This is a genomic window from Kocuria sp. MNB10 (assembly GCF_054073685.1).
On the sequence record NZ_CM133411.1, the window covers coordinates 1,840,068 to 1,855,319 of the forward strand.

The window sequence follows — 15,252 nt, forward strand, 5'->3', positions numbered from 1 at the left end:
GCCCGGCCCACCACACGAGACCACGCAAGGCGGTAGCACCATGAGCACGTTCGGCATCGAGGAAGAGTTCCTGCTGGTGGACCGCGGGGACAACCTCCCCGCACGGCCCACGCAGGAACAGTCGGCGCAACTGACGTCGCTGACCGCTGGCGGCGGTGCGGCCACCCCGGAATGGCTCTCGTGTCAGGTCGAGGAGACCTCCCCGGTGTTCCGCGACGCCGCCACGGCAGTGGACTCGCTCGTGGAGTTCCGCACGGCGCTGCGCGAGGCCACGAACGCCATGGGAATGGACGTGGTGGGCGTCGCCGCAGCCCCGGACGTGCGGCCCGAGCCCGCGCAGATCACCCACGACGCCCGCTACCAGCGACTTGCCGGCCAGACCCCGGCCATCGCGGCGGACCAGTACATCAGCGGGATGCACGTGCACCTGGGGTTCCCGGACCTGGAGGTCGCGGTGCGCGCCCTGAACGGGCTGCGGGGCTGGTTGCCCGTGCTCGTGGCCATCGGTGCGAACTCGCCCGTGTGGCGGGGCGTGGAATCCGGGTTCGAGAGCTGGCGTTCCATCCACTATCGCCGCTGGATGACCAACGGCGTGCCGCCCCACTTCCAGGACCTGCACGACTACGACTCACGCGTGGCCATGCTCACCGCGTTCGACGCCGTGGAGAGCCCCGCGAGTCTCAGCTGGCTCGCCCGGTTGTCCCACCGCCACGACACCCTGGAGATCCGCGCGTGCGACGTCCAGTTGGAGGCCCAGGACTCGGTGGCCATCGCGGTGCTCACGCGCGCCCTCGCGAACTACGCGCTCGAGACACCGCCCGCGGTCGCGTTCACCCAGGAGTACCTGGACATCGCACTGTGGCAGTCCGCCCGGTGGGGGCTGAGCGGTCGGCTCCTGGATCCCGTCACGGCCACCCTGGTCCCGGCCGAGGAACTCGTGAGCACCCTGCTGGAACGGGTGAGCGGGCACTACACCTCGCAGGAGGACCGTCGCTTCGCCGAGGCGGGGGTGCGCCACATCCTCGAGCGCGGTAATGGGGCGAGCCGTCAGCGCCGGGCGTTCGGCCGCGCCGGCGTCCCCGGGATCATGGCGCTCGCCACGCGGGCCATGACGGCCGCGCCGTCGGATGCTGGATAACGCGGGGTAGCCTCACGCGCGTGCGCCGTACCGGGGGACGACGTCCCTCGCGGGCGTCGGTCACGCCGGTCACCGAGGAGCGCGTGCCGGTCGACGCTGACCGGCACCGAGGGGCGTCGGGCCGTGATGCCGGATCACAACGGCCCGCCGAGACGCAACCGGGTCAGGGGCGTGCGGCGAACCGTTCGATCAGGTCAACGTGCCCGGACACGATGAGCAGGTCCCGCGAGCTGACCGTGGTGTCCGGGCGGGCGTAGGTGAAGTCCTCGCCCGGGGACTTCACACCCACCACGGTCACGCCGTACTTGGAGCGGATGTCGGACTCGCCCAGTGTGAACCCCTGCGTCTCCCGGGGCGGGTACATCTTGACGATCGCGAAGTCGTCGTCGAACTCGATGTAGTCCAGGAGCCGCCCGGAGACCAGGTGGGCGGTGCGGCGCCCGGCGTCGGCCTCGGGGAAGATCACGTGGTGGGCGCCGATGCGCGCGAGGATCTTGCCGTGGGCGGGGGAGATGGCCTTGGCCCAGATCCGGTCGATCCCCAGGTCCACGAGGTTTGCGGTGGTCAGCACCGAGGACTCGATAGACGTGCCCACACCCACCACGGCGGAGGAGAACTCGGCGGCGCCGAGCTGGCGCAGGGCGTCGATGTCCGTGGCATCGGCCTCGACTACGTGGGTGAGCTGGCCGGACATCTTCTGCACGAGGGCGGCGTCGCGTTCCACGCCGAGGACCTCGCGCCCCTGCTGGATCAGCTGCAGGGCCGTGGCAGAGCCGAAGCGCCCGAGGCCCACCACCAGGACGGGGACGGAGTGGGAGGAGTTCTTAGCCAATGATGGGCCTCTCTTCCGGGTACGTGTAGAGCCGGCGCCGCGAGCGCAGGGCCAGGGCCGTGGCCACGGTGTTGGTACCGATGCGGCCGATGAGCATGATGACGGACAGCACGTACTTCCCGGCGTCCGGGGCGCCCGCGGACACACCGGTGCTGAGACCGCACGTGGCGTACGCGGAGATGACCTCGAACAGTACGTGGTCCAGGGGCATGTGGGTCAGGGCGACCATGATGCTCGAACCCAGCAGCACCACGGAGGCGCCCATCATGATCACGGAGATCGCGATGCGCAGCACGGAGTCAGGGATGGTGCGGAAGAACGCGATCACGGACTGGTCGCCGCGGGCCTCCGCGAGGATGGCCAGGAAGACGACGGCGAGTGTGGTCACCTTGATCCCACCGGCCGTGGACGCGGAACCGCCGCCGGCGAACATCATGGCGTCCGTGAGTAACAGCGTGACCTGGGACGTGTCGGTCATGTCCACCAGGTTGAAACCGCCCGAGCGCATCATCACGGACGCGAAGAACCCCTGGAAGATCCGTTCGGGGACGGACTGTCCGCCCAGGGTGTCCGGGTTGGCCCACTCGATGGCCGTGAACAGCACCCACGCCAGCAGCAACAGTGCGGCGGTGGTGACCACGGTGAGTTTGGCGTTGAGGTTCCACCGGGTGAACCGGAACCCCACCTGACGCAGCACCAAGATCACGGGGAAGCCCAGGGACCCCACGATCACCCCGATGCACACGGGCAGCAGGATGAGCCACGCGGTGGGCCCGGCGTGGTCGTAGGGCACGAGCCCGTCCGTGTGGGGCGTGAACCCGGCGTTGTTGAAGCTCGAGATCGCGTAGAACACCCCGTGCCACAGGGCCGTTCCCAGGGGTTCTCCTTCGGCGAGGAACCCCACGGAGAGCACGAGCGCCAGGGCGGCCTCGATGCTCACGGAGGTGATCACAATGATCTGCAGCAGCGAGCCGACCTCACCCAAGCGCCCGATGTTGAGGGCCTCCTGAGTGATGAGCTTGGACTTGAGCCCGAGCTTGCGCCCGATGGCCAGCGCCAGGATGGACGTGAGCGTCAGGGTGCCCAGACCGCCCACTTGAATGGCGATCAGGATGACTACCTGGCCGAACACGGACCACTGCGCGGCCGTGGACACCGTGGTCAGTCCGGTCACGGTCACGGCGGAGGTCGCGGTGAACACGGCGTCCACGAACCGGGTCTCCTGACCGGGATTGGCGGACAAGGGCAGCCACAACAGTGCCGCGAAGCCCAGGTCCACGATCACGAACACGATCACCGCGAGCCGCGCGGGCGAGGAACTCGCGATCTGGTCCACGAAGTCCCGGATGCCTCGCGCCGTGCGTGTGGTCAGCGGTTCACCGGAGGGCGCGGGGGATGCAGGCTCCTCGACGGCGTTGGGTTGTTCGAGCTCGCTCACGGCACCTCCTCGCGGGATCCGATGGACGGTCGGGTCACGCGGAATCCTACGGTCCCGCGGGGGTGGATCGGCGCAACGACCCCTAGTATCCCCCGTCACAGTACGCTGCAGCGACTGCCGCACGCGCGTGAGTGTTCTAATGGAGGTGTGAGCTCCGCGACAACGGGCAAGGATGCCGTCTACCCCACCAGTGTCTACTGGGATCCCCGGTTGCTCCAGTACGACTTCGGGGACTACCACCCCATGAGCCCCACCCGCCTGGACGCGACCATGCGGTTGGTGCAGAACCTGGGCCTGGACACCGCGCCCAACGTGCGGGTCACCGTCCCCGAGGTCCCGGACGACTCCGTCCTGGAACTCGTGCACACCAAGACCTACGTGCAGTCCGTGCGCGCCGTCTCGGAGGACCCCACGCGGCAGATCCCCGAATGCGGTTTGGGCACCGAGGACACTCCCGGCTACGAGGGCATCCACGAATCGAGTGCGCGCCTGGTGGGCGGCAGCTACCAGGGTGCCGTGGACCTGCTGAGCGGTTCCGTGGTCCACGCCGTGAATTTCGGCGGTGGCATGCACCATGCCGCGGCGGACAAGGCCTCAGGTTTCTGCGTGTACAACGACTGCGCCGTGGCCATCCAGCACCTCTTGAACAACGGAGTGCAGCGCGTGCTCTACGTGGACGTGGACGGCCACCACGGGGACGGCACCCAGTCGATTTTCTACGACGAGCCCCGCGTGATGACCGTGTCCCTGCACGAGACGGGCCTGTCCCTGTTCCCGGGCACGGGCTTCGCCAACGAGATCGGCTCCGGGGCGGCGGCCGGCACCGCGGTCAACGTGGCCATGCCCACGCGCGCGGACGACTCCCAGTGGCTTCGAGCGTACGACGCCGTGGTCCCCCCGATCGCGGGCGAGTTCCGTCCCGAGGTGATCGTCTCCCAGCACGGCTGCGACTCCCACTTCCAGGACGAACTGACCCATTTACGCATGAGCGTGGACGGGCAGCGTCAGATCGCGTTGGCGGTGTCCGAGCTCGCGGCGGAATTATGCGAGGGCCGGTGGATCGCCACGGGCGGCGGCGGGTACGACTGCCACGACGCCGTTCCCCGCTCGTGGGCGCACCTCGTGGGGGTCGCCTCGGGATACCCCGTGGACGTGAACACGCCGGTCCCGCAGGCGTGGCGCAGCTACATGGCCGAAAAGTACGGCGGGCGCCCGCCCGAGCGCATGGGCGACGACGTCGACATCTGGTGGCGCTCGTGGGAGATCGGCTACGACCCCAGTGACGAGACCGACCGCAGCATCATGGCCACGCGCAAGGAGGTCTTTCCCCAGTGGGGACTGGACCCCTGGTACGACTGACCCTGGTAGGGCTGACGCTGGTGGGACCGGCCCGTGACGGGAAGGTCTGATTGGGTCGGGGTGGGCAGCCCGTCTAAGGTGAATCCCATGTCCCACGACGCATATTCCGCCTTGTCCGACCCCACCCGACGCCGCATCCTCACGGCCCTGTGCGGCGGGCCCCGGCCGGTGGGCGAGCTGGTCACCGCGCTCCAGGTCTCCCAGCCCACGGTGTCCAAGCACCTCAAGGTCCTGCGCGACGCCGGGATGGTCACCACCCGCGCCCAGGGACAGAAGCGCTTCTACAACCTCACCGCCGAGCCCTTCGTGGCCGTGCTCGACTGGGTGAACGAGCTGGTCGCCGCCGCGAACGAGGCGGACACTCCCGTGACGGATACGCACGAGTCCGCCCCGGCCGAGTCCGATGAGCCCGCCATGGCGAACGACGTCGCTGCGCAGCTGGCCGTCGACGACGCTGCGCAGCTGACCACGGACGCCTCCGCCGAGTCGACCGACCATGACGCCACACCGTCGCCCGAGGACGCCCCGCGCCCGGAGCCCGTATACGCCGAGGCCGCTGACCTCGACGCCGCCCAGGAACCTGTGCGCGAACCCGAGCGGTCCCTGCCGTGGTTCACGGCGGAGGTCACCGACGTCACCACGGAGGCCGCGGAGGCCACCAACACCTCGGACGATCCCGAGGTCCTGGACATCCCCGCTCCCACGGTCGCCCCCGGATCCCCGGTCGATGATCCCCGTCCGGAAGAAAATTCAGACGAAGCAGAGACACCCGCAGAAGCCGAGTTTTTCAACGAATCATCCCAAGAGTCCGAGAAAGTCGTGCAGTTCAGCTCGGGAGTCACCGAAGAAGCTATCAATTCCGCTGATCCGGACGGCCTGGCCGGCGAACGGGAGGCCCAGGTCACAGGGGATACTGTGGACGATGGTGCCCACACCGAGCCCGCTGCGCAGCCCCGTGCCGCGCATGATGCCGAGCCCCACGATGCAGAGCCCCGCGCTGTCTCCCCGGAGACGAACTCGCCCGAGATCGCGGAGCTCATCCGACCTCGCGGGGCCGCGCATCGCCGTCAGGGCGGTCTGCTGTCCACTCTGACGGGTTTCCGGCGCCGCAACCGCGGTTCACGCCGCGGTTGAGTGGGAGCCGCAGACCTTTCAAGAGGGCAGGAGAGACATGCACGAGAAACTGATCCCCATCCGACAGATCGTCACGGCGCGCAACCCGGGTGAGTCCGAGTTCCACCAGGCCGTGGACGAGGTCTTCGAGTCGTTGGGTCCCGTGGTGGCTCGCCATCCGGATCTGTTGGACTCCGCGATCGTGGAGCGTATCTGCGAACCCGAACGTCAGATCATTTTCCGTGTGCCGTGGATGGACGACCAGGGCCAGGTGCACATCAACCGCGGGTTCCGGGTGGAGTTCAACTCCGCGCTGGGTCCTTACAAGGGTGGCTTGCGGTTCCACCCGTCGGTGTACCTGGGCATCGTGAAGTTCCTGGGTTTCGAGCAGATCTTCAAGAATGCGCTGACCGGCATGCCCATCGGCGGCGGCAAGGGTGGATCGGACTTTGACCCGTCCGGGCGTAGTGACGCGGAGATCATGCGGTTCTGCCAGTCCTTCATGACCGAGCTGTACCGCCACATCGGTGAGTACACGGACGTCCCCGCCGGTGACATCGGCGTGGGCGGGCGTGAGATCGGGTACCTCTTCGGTCAGTACAAGCGCATCACCAACCGCTACGAGTCCGGTGTGCTCACGGGCAAGGGCCTGTCCTGGGGCGGTTCGCTCGTGCGCACCGAGGCCACGGGCTACGGTGCGGTGATGTTCGCGGAGGAGATGCTCAAGACCCGCGGGTTGGACCTCGAGGGCCGGGACGTGATCGTCTCCGGTTCGGGCAACGTGGCGATCTACGCGATCGAGCGGGCCCAGTCGCTCGGCGCCAAGGCGCTCACGGCGTCGGACTCGAGCGGTTACGTGGTGGACAGCAATGGCATCGACCTCGAGCTGCTCAAGCAGGTCAAGGAGGTTGAGCGGGCCCGGATCAGCGAGTACGCCGAACGGCGCGGCTCGAGCGCCCGATTCGTCTCCGACGGTTCGGTGTGGGACGTCCCCGGCACGGTCGCTCTGCCGTGTGCCACGCAGAACGAGCTCAACGGCCGTCAGGCCAAGACCCTGCTCGAGAACGGGATCTTGGCCGTCGCCGAGGGTGCCAACATGCCGTGCACCACCGAGGCCGTGCGTCGGTTCCAGGAATCGGACGTGCTGTTCGCGCCGGGTAAGGCCGCCAACGCCGGCGGTGTGGCCACGTCCGCGCTCGAGATGCAGCAGAACGCGTCCCGCGACTCGTGGAGCTTCGACTACACGCAGCAACGCCTGCGGGAGATCATGCGCGGGATCCACGATCGCTGCGCGGAGACCGCCGAGGAGTTCGGGATGCCGGGCAACTACGTGGCCGGTGCGAACATCGCGGGGTTCCTCAAGGTCGCCCGGGCCATGGTGGCCCAGGGCATCATCTGAGCACGGCCGCGTCCGGAGAGCGGCGCGCCGGGCGCCCGACCGTGCCATACGGCGGTCGGGCGCCGTACGACGTTTAGGGTGGGGTATATGGCAACGCATCGAGAGGTTCTGCAATGGCTCGAGAACGAGCTGTTCGACGCAAACCTGGTGCTGGGTCAACGACTGCCCACCGACAAGGACCTGGCCGCGATCTTCCGGGTGTCCCGCAACTCCATGCGTGAGACCCTCAAGATCCTGGAGGCCCAGGGCATCGTCAAACTCTTCGAGGGCCCGCACCGCAGCATTCTCCCCATCCTGGTGCGCGAACCGGCCGCGTCCGCGGGTCCCGCACTGCAGTTGCACATAGCGACGTCGCAGCACCCGTTGCGTGACATCGTCCAGACTCGCGTGATGCTCGAGACCTCGGCCCTCGAGAACGCCGAGAAGCACAGCATCCCACGCGAGGAACTGCACGCGATCATGGCGCAGATGGACGAGGACCTGGGGCTCAAGCAGTTCCACCACCTCTACGTGAGCTTCCACATCGCGCTGGTCAAGGCGGGCGGCAACGCGGTGAACGCGGCATTGTTCACCGCCCTGCGGGACTCGATCTACGAGTACACCCTGGCACTCGTGGGTCATGTGCCGCTATGGAGCACCACGTCCAGCCGCATCCGCGCCGAACACCGGGCCATCGTGGGCGCACTCGAGGCGGGGGACCACAACCTGGCCGCCCGCCTCGTGGCCGAACACATCACCTACCAGTACGAAGAAGCCGGCGTGGACCCGGACGACTCCCGCGCCTCGGTCGCGGAACCACGCTCGCTGGACCGTGTGGCATCGTCCCGGGACAAGCGCACGGCCACGCCGCGGGGGCGTTCCGTCACGGAGCAGGACGGGCGGCCAGAGCAGGACGAGGAACTCGACGCCGATCGCCGCGCGAGCGCCTGAGCGCCCGTTTTCGGGCCCGGCGGGGTCGCACGGTAAGGTAGGCCAGTAGTTTGCCGTTAAACGTATGTTGCCCCCGCGTTAGCAGGGGCGGGGCGGTGTTCACCCGCGGCCCCCAGCAAATACCACTGTCCAGAGAACTGTGAGGGATCCTATGGGTTCGGTCATCAAGAAGCGCCGCAAGCGCATGTCCAAGAAGAAGCACCGCAAGCTGCTTCGCAAGACTCGTCACCAGCGCCGTAACAAGAAGTAAGCGCGCCCGTGATAGGCCCCGTTCCCGCTACGGGAACGGGGCCTTCATCGTGTGCGCAGTGTCCGCGTGCGTAGCATGGGCCGCATGACGCAGCAGCCCGTGAGCCCCGACCGTCTCGATCCCGCCCGTCCGGCCGAACCGGGCCCCGCCGTGCAGGCGGAACCCGCAGCGGCGACGACGCGCGGGACGACGACGGCTCCCGTAACGGCGACGGCGCGTGGAACCGACGCGGGCGCCGGTGCCGCGGGGCGGCAGGACGGGCGCGAGCGACGTCGTACGCCCCTGCTCTCCGGCGCGGACTGGACCCGCCCGCGCCCGGCGCACACAGTGACGCTGCTGACCAAACCGGGATGTCATCTGTGCGAGGACGCGCGCGAGGTCGTGACCGGGGTGTGCGAGCAGACGGGCAGCGAGTACCGCGAGCGGGACATCACGGGCGATCCGCAGCTGCTGCGCGACTACGCCGAGTACATCCCCGTGGTCTTCGTGGACGGAGCCCCGTGGGACCGGTTGCGCATCGACGCCGCCCGGTTGCGCGCCGTGCTGTCCTGACGCGCAGTGCTGTCCTGACGGGGTCAGTTCCGTGCCGACGGGGCCGATTGGGGGCTGACAGCGGGGTTTGAGACACTGGGGGCATGCCTTCAGCAACCGTTCACCTCCTGCGCCACGGCGAGGTCCACAACCCCGCGCACGTGGTCTACGGGCGGCTCCCGGACTACCACCTGTCCGAGAAGGGCGCTCGGATGGCCGAGGCCGCCGCGGCGGACCTGGCCCGGCGGGTCCAGGATGGCGATCGGATCGTTCTGCTGGCGTGCTCGCCGCTGACCCGCACGCGGGAGACTGCCGCACCCGTGGCCCGCGAGCTGGGGCTCGAGGTACGCACGGACGAGCGGTTGATCGAACCGGCCAACCACTTCCAGGGTCTGCACGTGACCGGGCGTGAGCTCGCCAAGCCCAAGCACTGGCCCTACATGCTCAACCCCTTGCGGCCCTCGTGGGGTGAGCCCTACAAGGCGCAGGTCGAGCGCATGGCACAGGCCGTGCGGGAACTCGCCCGGGACGCGGTGCGCCGCGGTGGCGACGGCGCCCAGGCCGTGGCCGTGTCCCACCAGTTGCCGATCTGGCTCACGCGGTTGTCCGCGCAGGGCCGTCCGTTGCCGCACGACCCGCGGCGGCGTGAGTGCAACCTCGCGTCCCTGACGTCCTTAACGTTCGAGGACGTGGACGCCGCGCAGGTCCCGGAGGTCTCCTACCGGGAACCCGCCGCCCACCTCTATCCAGGCGTCAATCAGCTTCCCGGCTCATAATTGATCTCTCATCCCACAACCTCTTCCCAGGTGTTCTCCCCGTGACTTCTCCGCGTTGTTCATCCGCCCGTTCCCTGCCTGCCCGTGCCCGAGTGCGCACGGGAGCGGTCGCCGTGGTGGTGTGTCTGGGGCTCGCGCTCGCGGGGTGCTCGTCCTCGGGCAACGACAGCCTCGCCCAGCAGGCCAACGCCGGCGGCGAGAAGGGCTACGTGGCCGGTGACGGTTCCGTGAGCGAATACGCGCCGGAGCAGCGCGGGGAGCCCGTGCAGTTCGAGGCCGAGATGTTCGACGGCAGCACCGTGAGCGCCGAGAGCCTGCGCGGCAAGCCCGCCGTCGTGAACTTCTGGTACGCAGGGTGCGCGCCGTGCCGCGCGGAGGCCCCGGACCTCGTGGCCCTGCACCACGAGTACCAGGACCGCGCGCAGTTCCTGGGCGTGAACCTGCGCGACCAGCAGCCCACCGCGGAGGCGTTCGAACGCAACTACGGGGTGGACTACCCCTCCGCGTCCGATCTCAACGGGGCCGTGCTGCTCGCACTGAGCGACTACGTCCCGCCGCAGGCCGTCCCCACGACCCTTGTTCTGGACGAGCAGGGTCGCGTGGCCGCCCGCGTGCTGGGCAAAGCGGACAAATCCACCCTGGACGCCCTGATCAAGGACACGGTGGCTGAATCCGCATGAACGGCAATGCCTTCGCCGAGGTCGTCCTCGACGGTTCACTGATTGCCGCGCTGCCCGTGGCGCTGCTCGCGGGATTCGTCTCCTTCGCCTCACCGTGCGTCCTGCCACTAGTGCCCGGGTACCTGGGTTACATCACCGGGCTCACCGGGGTGGACCTGCGGGAACAACGGCGCGGGCGGATCCTCACGGGCGTGGTGCTGTTCGTCCTGGGGTTCTCCGCGGTGTTCGTGCTGATGTCCGTGGTGCTCGCGCAGCTCGGCGCGTTCGCGTGGTTGTTGGGCCAGCAGTGGATCATGGTGGTGCTCGGGATCCTGGTGATGCTCATGGGCGTGGTCTTCATGGGTGGTTTCTCGTGGTTCCAGCGTGACCGCAAGATCGAGCGCCGCCCGCCCCCGGGGCTGTGGGGTGCGCCCCTCCTGGGGATGGCCTTCGGTTTGGGGTGGGCCCCGTGCATCGGCCCGACCTTCGCCGCGGTGCAGGCGCTCGTCTACGTGGACGGCGCGTCCACCGGCAAGGCCGTGGTGCTCACCACCGCCTACTGCCTGGGACTGGGCGTCCCGTTCGTGCTGATCGCCCTGGCGTTGCGCCGGGGCATGGGGACCATGTCCTTCTTCCGCAGGCACCGTCTCACGCTGCAGCGCGTGGGCGGTGCCGTGCTCGTGCTCATCGGGGCCGCCATGGCCACGGGCGTGTGGTCCGCACTGGTCTCGTGGGTCCAGTCCGAATTCGTAACCGATTGGGTGATGCCGATATGACCGAGACGCGCACGCCACGCCCGAAGAAGGCGCAGCGTTCCGACGTGGAGGTCCCCTCACTGGGTCCCCTCGGCATGGCCCGGTGGGCCTGGCGGCAACTGACCAAGATGTCCACGGCCCTCGTGCTGTTGTTGTTGCTCGCGATCGCCGCGGTCCCGGGATCCCTGTTCCCCCAGCGGGTCCAGGACCCGGACGCGGTGACCAGCTACATCGAGGCGAACCCCACCATGGGTCCGTGGCTGGACCGCCTGCAGCTGTTCGACGTCTTCTCCTCCTACTGGTTCTCCGCGATCTACCTCCTGCTGTTCATCTCGCTCGTGGGCTGCGTGCTCCCGCGCGCCGTCCAGCACTTCAAGGCGTGGCGTTCCAAGCCGCCGCGCACCCCGCGCCGGATCTCCCGGTTGCCGCAGTACCGCAAGGTCATGCTGGGCGGGCGCGACGGCGCTGCCGCACCTTCCCCGGACGACGCCGTCGAGCAGGCCGCCGCCGCCCTGAAGAAGCGCGGCTACCGGGTGCAGACACAGGACCTGGGCTCCGCGGCGCCGTCGGTCGCGGCCGAGCGCGGGATGCTCAAGGAAGTGGGCAACATCCTCTTCCACGTAGCGCTGCTGGGCGTGTTGGTCTCCGTGGCGATCGGTGCCCTGTTCGGGTACAAGGGGCAGAAGATCATCGTGGAGGGGGAGTCCTTCGTGAACACCCTCGTGGACTACGACTCCTTCAACCCGGGGACCAATTTCGACCCGGACTGGCTCAACCCCTTCTCGGTGCGGCTCAACAACTTCCAGGCCACGTTCAATCGGGACACCTCGGATCCCCGGCACTACGGTCAGCCCACCGACTTCAACGCGGACCTGACCGTCACGGACGAACCCGGGGCCACACCCCAGGACGTGAACCTCGCGGTCAACAAGCCCCTCAACGTCAACGGCACCAAGGTGTACCTGGTAGGCAACGGTTACGCGCCCGTGATCCGCGTGACGGACGGGGAGGGCAACGTGGCCTACGAGGGCCCCGTGGTCACGGTCCCCTCGGACTCCGTGTACACGTCCTCGCTGACCCTCAAGGCCCCGGACGCCCGCCCCGATCAGCTCGGGTTCGTGGGGTTGTTGTTGCCCACGGCCGTCTCGGAGCCGGGGGAGATCCCGCGCTCCGCGGACCCCGCGCTGAACAACCCCGCGCTGATCCTGTCCTCGTTCTACGGGGACCTGGGCCTGGACAGCGGGCAACCGCAGAACGTATACGTGCTCAACACCGAGAACCTCACGGAACTGAACTCCATGACTTCGGCCAACGGGCCCATCCTGCTGGACGGTCAACACCGCGAGGTGCAGTTGCCCAACGGCAAGGGCAGCGTGGAGTTCCTGGACGTGAAGCGCTACGTGGGTCTGGACGTGCACAGCGACCCCGGGCGGATCCCCGCGTTCATCTCCTTCGTGCTCGCGTTCATCGGGCTCATCATGAGCCTGTTCATCGCGCGCCGGAGGGCGTGGGTGCGGGCCACCACCACGGAGGACGCCAACGGGGTGCGGTGTACTGTTCTGGAGTACGGACTGTTGGCGCGTGGCGAGGACCACCGCTTGGGCGCGGAAGCGGAAAAACTGACAGCTCTGTGGACGTCATTGTGGGAGGACCGCGGCGTGCGGGAGTTCCACCTGAATTCGAAGGCGTGAACTAATGGGTAGCAACATCAACGTGACCTTGGGCAACTGGAGCGAATGGTTCATGCTCCTGGCCGCCATGACCTACCTGGTGGTGTTCGTGGCCTTCGTGTGGGACATGGCCTCCCACTCCAAGACCCTCGGCCTGACTGAACGTGCCCGGCGTGACACCGCCGAGGGTGAGGCCAAGGAACTCGTGGGCGCCACGGCCGCGCATTCCGGGGCCCGGGCGGCGGGTGCCGCCACGGTTGGTTCCACGGTGTCGCGCTCCGCGTCCACTCGCTCTTCCGCCGGGGGTGCGTCCGGCGACGGCGCGGGGACCGGTGAGTCCGTCGCGGATGAGTTCCGGACCTCGGCGGACGGCGCCAAAGGCGTGAACGAGTTCGAGGCGCTGGACTACCAGCACAACAGCCGCCGCCCGGCTGCCCGCGTGGCCGTGACCCTCATGGTCATCGCGTTCCTGCTGCACGCGTTCGCGGTGGTCTCCCGCGGTGTCGCCGCGGACCGTGTGCCGTGGGCCAACATGTACGAGTTCTGCACCACGGGCGCCCTGGTGGTGGCCGGCGTGTACCTCGTGACGCTGTTCTTCAAGGACCTGCGCTTCGTGGGACCCATGGTCTCCGGCCTCGTGCTCATCATGCTGTGTCTGGCCACGATCGCGTTCCCGACCCCCGTGTCCCCCTTGCAGCCCGCACTGCAGTCCTACTGGCTCATCATCCACGTGTCCATCGCGGTCGCGGCCTCCGGGATCTTCACCATCACGTTCGCGATGGCCGTGCTGCAGTTGCTGCAGTCCCGCCGCGAGAAGAAGCTGGCCGCCGGCGAGGACGCCCGTCTGGGCTTCCTGCGGGCCGTGCCCACGTCCGTGACCCTCGAGAACTTCTCGTTCCGGCTCAACTCCGTGGGATTCGTGTTCTGGACCTTCACCCTGGCCGCCGGTGCCATCTGGGCGGATCAGGCCTGGGGTCGGTTCTGGGGCTGGGACACCAAGGAGGTCTGGACCTTCGTGGTGTGGACCGTCTACGCCGCCTACATGCACGCGCGCGTGACCCGCGGCTGGAACGGCAATCGTTCCGCGTGGCTGTCGATCGCGGGCTACCTGTGCGTGGTGTTCAACTTCACGGTGGTCAACACGCTGTTCCCGGGCCTGCACTCGTACTCGGGCCTGTGAGTCCTCCGCGGGCATGAGCCCGTGACATGAGTTCGCGAAACAGGTGAGCCCCGTCCCTCATGGGGCGGGGCTCACGTCATGTTCAGTGGGTATCTCGGGCTCTTAGCGGGGAGTGGAACCACCGGGACGCGAGTCGTCGCCGCGCGGATCGTCGGGGTCCAGGCCGTCCGCGTCGGGATCGTCCCGGGGAGCGTCTGAGTCTTCCGAGTGGGAGCCGCTGCGGGGGGCGACGTCGTCCGGGTCGTCCGCGCGGACATCACCCGCCGGGTGGTCGGGGGAGGGAGCAGTGAGGCGCGGGTCGGAGGGATCCAACACCGGTTCCTCGGCGTCGGGGCGTTCTCCCGGGGCGCGACCGGTGCGCTTGAGTTCGTTCTCCCATTCCTGGAGCTTGCGAGCGCGTTCCTGTTGCTTGCGCCGCTCCTCGAGGTTGCGCAGGAACTGGGGGTCGTCGTCCGGGCCGCGGCCGCGCTGGGGTTCGCGAGCGGCGTCGTCCTTGCGGGGGCGGCCGAAGAAGAGCCACAGCACCGCCCCGACCACCGGCAACAGCAGGATCACCAACAGCCAACCCCACTTGGGAATGGCCCGCACGGCGTACTTGTCCGACTGCGCGCACTCGATGAGCGCGTAAATGATGACGCCCACAGCGAGGGCGCCTGCTCCGATGATCAGGATCGCTCTGCCCATGCGGATCATCCTAGGGGAGTGGACTGGGCAGTTCCTCTTCGGGTCAGCGCGGCGGGTGGGGGCGCGCGTTCCGTCCGGATCGGGCCCGGGCAGGAAGGCGCCCTGACCAGGGCCGGGGCCTTGAGCGGGGAGGGCGTTCGAGGCAGATGCCCCGCACGGGCAACGTCCTGTCCAGATCGGGGCTTCTCGCAGGCAACCACGGTGCCCGGGAAGCACCCAGGGCGGGCCCGTAGAATGGTTGGGTGAACTTCGTGAAGTATTCCCTGCTGCGCCTGGGCATCCTGGTGGTGCTCTTCCTGCTGTGCATGTACCTGGGGCTGGGGTTGGTCTTCTCCGGGATCGCGGCCGTGGTGGCGGCCTTCGCGATCTGCTACATCTTCTTCCCCAAGCTGCATTACGCCGCGGGCCAGGACTTCCACCGATGGATCTCACGCACCCCCAAGCCCACCAACCGGGTGGCCCTGGAGGACCAGGAGATCGAGGACTCCTACACGGACCGCGAGGCTCGCAAGGACGTCTGAGCGTCCGCCCGCGGGGT

Annotated in this window: 16 protein-coding genes; 13 read left to right on the top strand and 3 right to left on the bottom strand. The window is 68.3% G+C overall.

Going from position 1 to position 15,252, the window contains the following annotated elements:
- Positions 1 to 40 precede the first annotated feature (40 nt).
- Positions 41 to 1,138, top strand: coding sequence for a carboxylate-amine ligase (locus ACW9PK_RS08280; RefSeq protein WP_457015522.1), 1,098 nt, complete (start codon positions 41 to 43; stop codon positions 1,136 to 1,138).
- A 163-nt stretch (positions 1,139 to 1,301) separates the two neighbouring features.
- Here the strand turns inward: ACW9PK_RS08280 and ACW9PK_RS08285 are convergent, their stop codons facing one another.
- Positions 1,302 to 1,970, bottom strand: a complete 669-nt coding sequence (locus ACW9PK_RS08285; protein ID WP_035965130.1) for a potassium channel family protein — start codon at positions 1,968 to 1,970, stop codon at positions 1,302 to 1,304.
- Positions 1,963 to 3,408 carry a TrkH family potassium uptake protein gene (locus tag ACW9PK_RS08290; protein WP_064846651.1) on the bottom strand — a complete coding sequence of 482 codons (1,446 nt, stop codon included), beginning with the start codon at positions 3,406 to 3,408 and terminating at the stop codon, positions 1,963 to 1,965. Before ACW9PK_RS08290 ends, ACW9PK_RS08285 begins: the two co-directional genes overlap by 8 nt.
- A gap of 147 nt (positions 3,409 to 3,555) precedes the next feature.
- On the opposite strand from ACW9PK_RS08290, the gene ACW9PK_RS08295 reads away from it, so the two are divergent.
- From ACW9PK_RS08295 to ccsB, 11 genes are all read left to right on the top strand, one after another.
- Positions 3,556 to 4,767: an acetoin utilization protein AcuC gene (locus ACW9PK_RS08295; protein ID WP_457015523.1), complete on the top strand. Its 1,212-nt coding sequence runs from the start codon at positions 3,556 to 3,558 to the stop codon at positions 4,765 to 4,767.
- Between the two features lie 87 nt (positions 4,768 to 4,854).
- On the top strand, positions 4,855 to 5,901 hold the full coding sequence (locus tag ACW9PK_RS08300) for a metalloregulator ArsR/SmtB family transcription factor (RefSeq protein ID WP_457015524.1): 1,047 nt from the start codon (positions 4,855 to 4,857) through the stop codon (positions 5,899 to 5,901).
- Between the two features lie 37 nt (positions 5,902 to 5,938).
- Positions 5,939 to 7,279, top strand: a complete 1,341-nt coding sequence (gene gdhA / locus ACW9PK_RS08305; protein WP_085106230.1) for an NADP-specific glutamate dehydrogenase — start codon at positions 5,939 to 5,941, stop codon at positions 7,277 to 7,279.
- An 87-nt stretch (positions 7,280 to 7,366) separates the two neighbouring features.
- Entirely contained in the window at positions 7,367 to 8,209 is an 843-nt protein-coding gene (locus ACW9PK_RS08310) for a FadR/GntR family transcriptional regulator (protein WP_085106231.1), read from the top strand.
- A gap of 151 nt (positions 8,210 to 8,360) precedes the next feature.
- Positions 8,361 to 8,459 carry a 30S ribosomal protein bS22 gene (locus tag ACW9PK_RS08315; RefSeq protein WP_005504750.1) on the top strand — a complete coding sequence of 33 codons (99 nt, stop codon included), beginning with the start codon at positions 8,361 to 8,363 and terminating at the stop codon, positions 8,457 to 8,459.
- Positions 8,460 to 8,543: 84 nt separating this feature from the next.
- The gene (locus tag ACW9PK_RS08320) at positions 8,544 to 9,011 is read left to right on the top strand and encodes a glutaredoxin family protein (RefSeq protein WP_457015525.1); all 468 of its coding nucleotides are present in this window, start codon (positions 8,544 to 8,546) and stop codon (positions 9,009 to 9,011) included.
- A gap of 83 nt (positions 9,012 to 9,094) precedes the next feature.
- A complete protein-coding gene (locus tag ACW9PK_RS08325; protein ID WP_085106233.1) occupies positions 9,095 to 9,766 on the top strand; it encodes a histidine phosphatase family protein in 672 nt (223 codons plus the stop codon).
- A gap of 41 nt (positions 9,767 to 9,807) precedes the next feature.
- Positions 9,808 to 10,446: a TlpA family protein disulfide reductase gene (locus ACW9PK_RS08330; protein ID WP_396415837.1), complete on the top strand. Its 639-nt coding sequence runs from the start codon at positions 9,808 to 9,810 to the stop codon at positions 10,444 to 10,446.
- Positions 10,443 to 11,201 (top strand): cytochrome c biogenesis CcdA family protein, encoded by a 759-nt coding sequence (locus ACW9PK_RS08335; RefSeq protein ID WP_457015526.1) that lies wholly within the window; start codon positions 10,443 to 10,445, stop codon positions 11,199 to 11,201. Before ACW9PK_RS08330 ends, ACW9PK_RS08335 begins: the two co-directional genes overlap by 4 nt.
- Positions 11,198 to 12,871 (top strand): cytochrome c biogenesis protein ResB, encoded by a 1,674-nt coding sequence (gene resB, locus ACW9PK_RS08340; protein WP_400696158.1) that lies wholly within the window; start codon positions 11,198 to 11,200, stop codon positions 12,869 to 12,871. The genes ACW9PK_RS08335 and resB overlap by 4 nt, the downstream gene beginning before the upstream one ends.
- A gap of 4 nt (positions 12,872 to 12,875) precedes the next feature.
- Positions 12,876 to 14,030, top strand: a complete 1,155-nt coding sequence (ccsB, locus tag ACW9PK_RS08345) for a c-type cytochrome biogenesis protein CcsB (protein ID WP_457015527.1) — start codon at positions 12,876 to 12,878, stop codon at positions 14,028 to 14,030.
- A 102-nt stretch (positions 14,031 to 14,132) separates the two neighbouring features.
- Here ccsB and ACW9PK_RS08350 read toward each other — a convergent pair whose 3' ends face one another.
- The gene (locus tag ACW9PK_RS08350; protein ID WP_085106272.1) at positions 14,133 to 14,714 is read right to left on the bottom strand and encodes a PLDc N-terminal domain-containing protein; all 582 of its coding nucleotides are present in this window, start codon (positions 14,712 to 14,714) and stop codon (positions 14,133 to 14,135) included.
- 242 nt (positions 14,715 to 14,956) lie between these two features.
- Here ACW9PK_RS08350 and ACW9PK_RS08355 point away from each other — a divergent pair, with 242 nt between their 5' ends.
- Positions 14,957 to 15,235 carry a DUF4229 domain-containing protein gene (locus ACW9PK_RS08355; RefSeq protein WP_035965117.1) on the top strand — a complete coding sequence of 93 codons (279 nt, stop codon included), beginning with the start codon at positions 14,957 to 14,959 and terminating at the stop codon, positions 15,233 to 15,235.
- The last annotated feature ends 17 nt before the right edge of the window (positions 15,236 to 15,252 follow it).

Coding starts and splice junctions, on each gene's coding strand:
- ACW9PK_RS08280 (WP_457015522.1), top strand. CDS start 41: ATGAGCACGTTCGGCATCGAGGAAGAGTTCCTGCTGGTGGACCGCGGG.
- ACW9PK_RS08300 (WP_457015524.1), top strand. CDS start 4,855: ATGTCCCACGACGCATATTCCGCCTTGTCCGACCCCACCCGACGCCGC.
- gdhA (WP_085106230.1), top strand. CDS start 5,939: ATGCACGAGAAACTGATCCCCATCCGACAGATCGTCACGGCGCGCAAC.
- ACW9PK_RS08310 (WP_085106231.1), top strand. CDS start 7,367: ATGGCAACGCATCGAGAGGTTCTGCAATGGCTCGAGAACGAGCTGTTC.
- ACW9PK_RS08315 (WP_005504750.1), top strand. CDS start 8,361: ATGGGTTCGGTCATCAAGAAGCGCCGCAAGCGCATGTCCAAGAAGAAG.
- ACW9PK_RS08320 (WP_457015525.1), top strand. CDS start 8,544: ATGACGCAGCAGCCCGTGAGCCCCGACCGTCTCGATCCCGCCCGTCCG.
- ACW9PK_RS08325 (WP_085106233.1), top strand. CDS start 9,095: ATGCCTTCAGCAACCGTTCACCTCCTGCGCCACGGCGAGGTCCACAAC.
- ACW9PK_RS08335 (WP_457015526.1), top strand. CDS start 10,443: ATGAACGGCAATGCCTTCGCCGAGGTCGTCCTCGACGGTTCACTGATT.
- resB (WP_400696158.1), top strand. CDS start 11,198: ATGACCGAGACGCGCACGCCACGCCCGAAGAAGGCGCAGCGTTCCGAC.
- ccsB (WP_457015527.1), top strand. CDS start 12,876: ATGGGTAGCAACATCAACGTGACCTTGGGCAACTGGAGCGAATGGTTC.
- ACW9PK_RS08350 (WP_085106272.1), bottom strand. CDS start 14,714: ATGGGCAGAGCGATCCTGATCATCGGAGCAGGCGCCCTCGCTGTGGGC.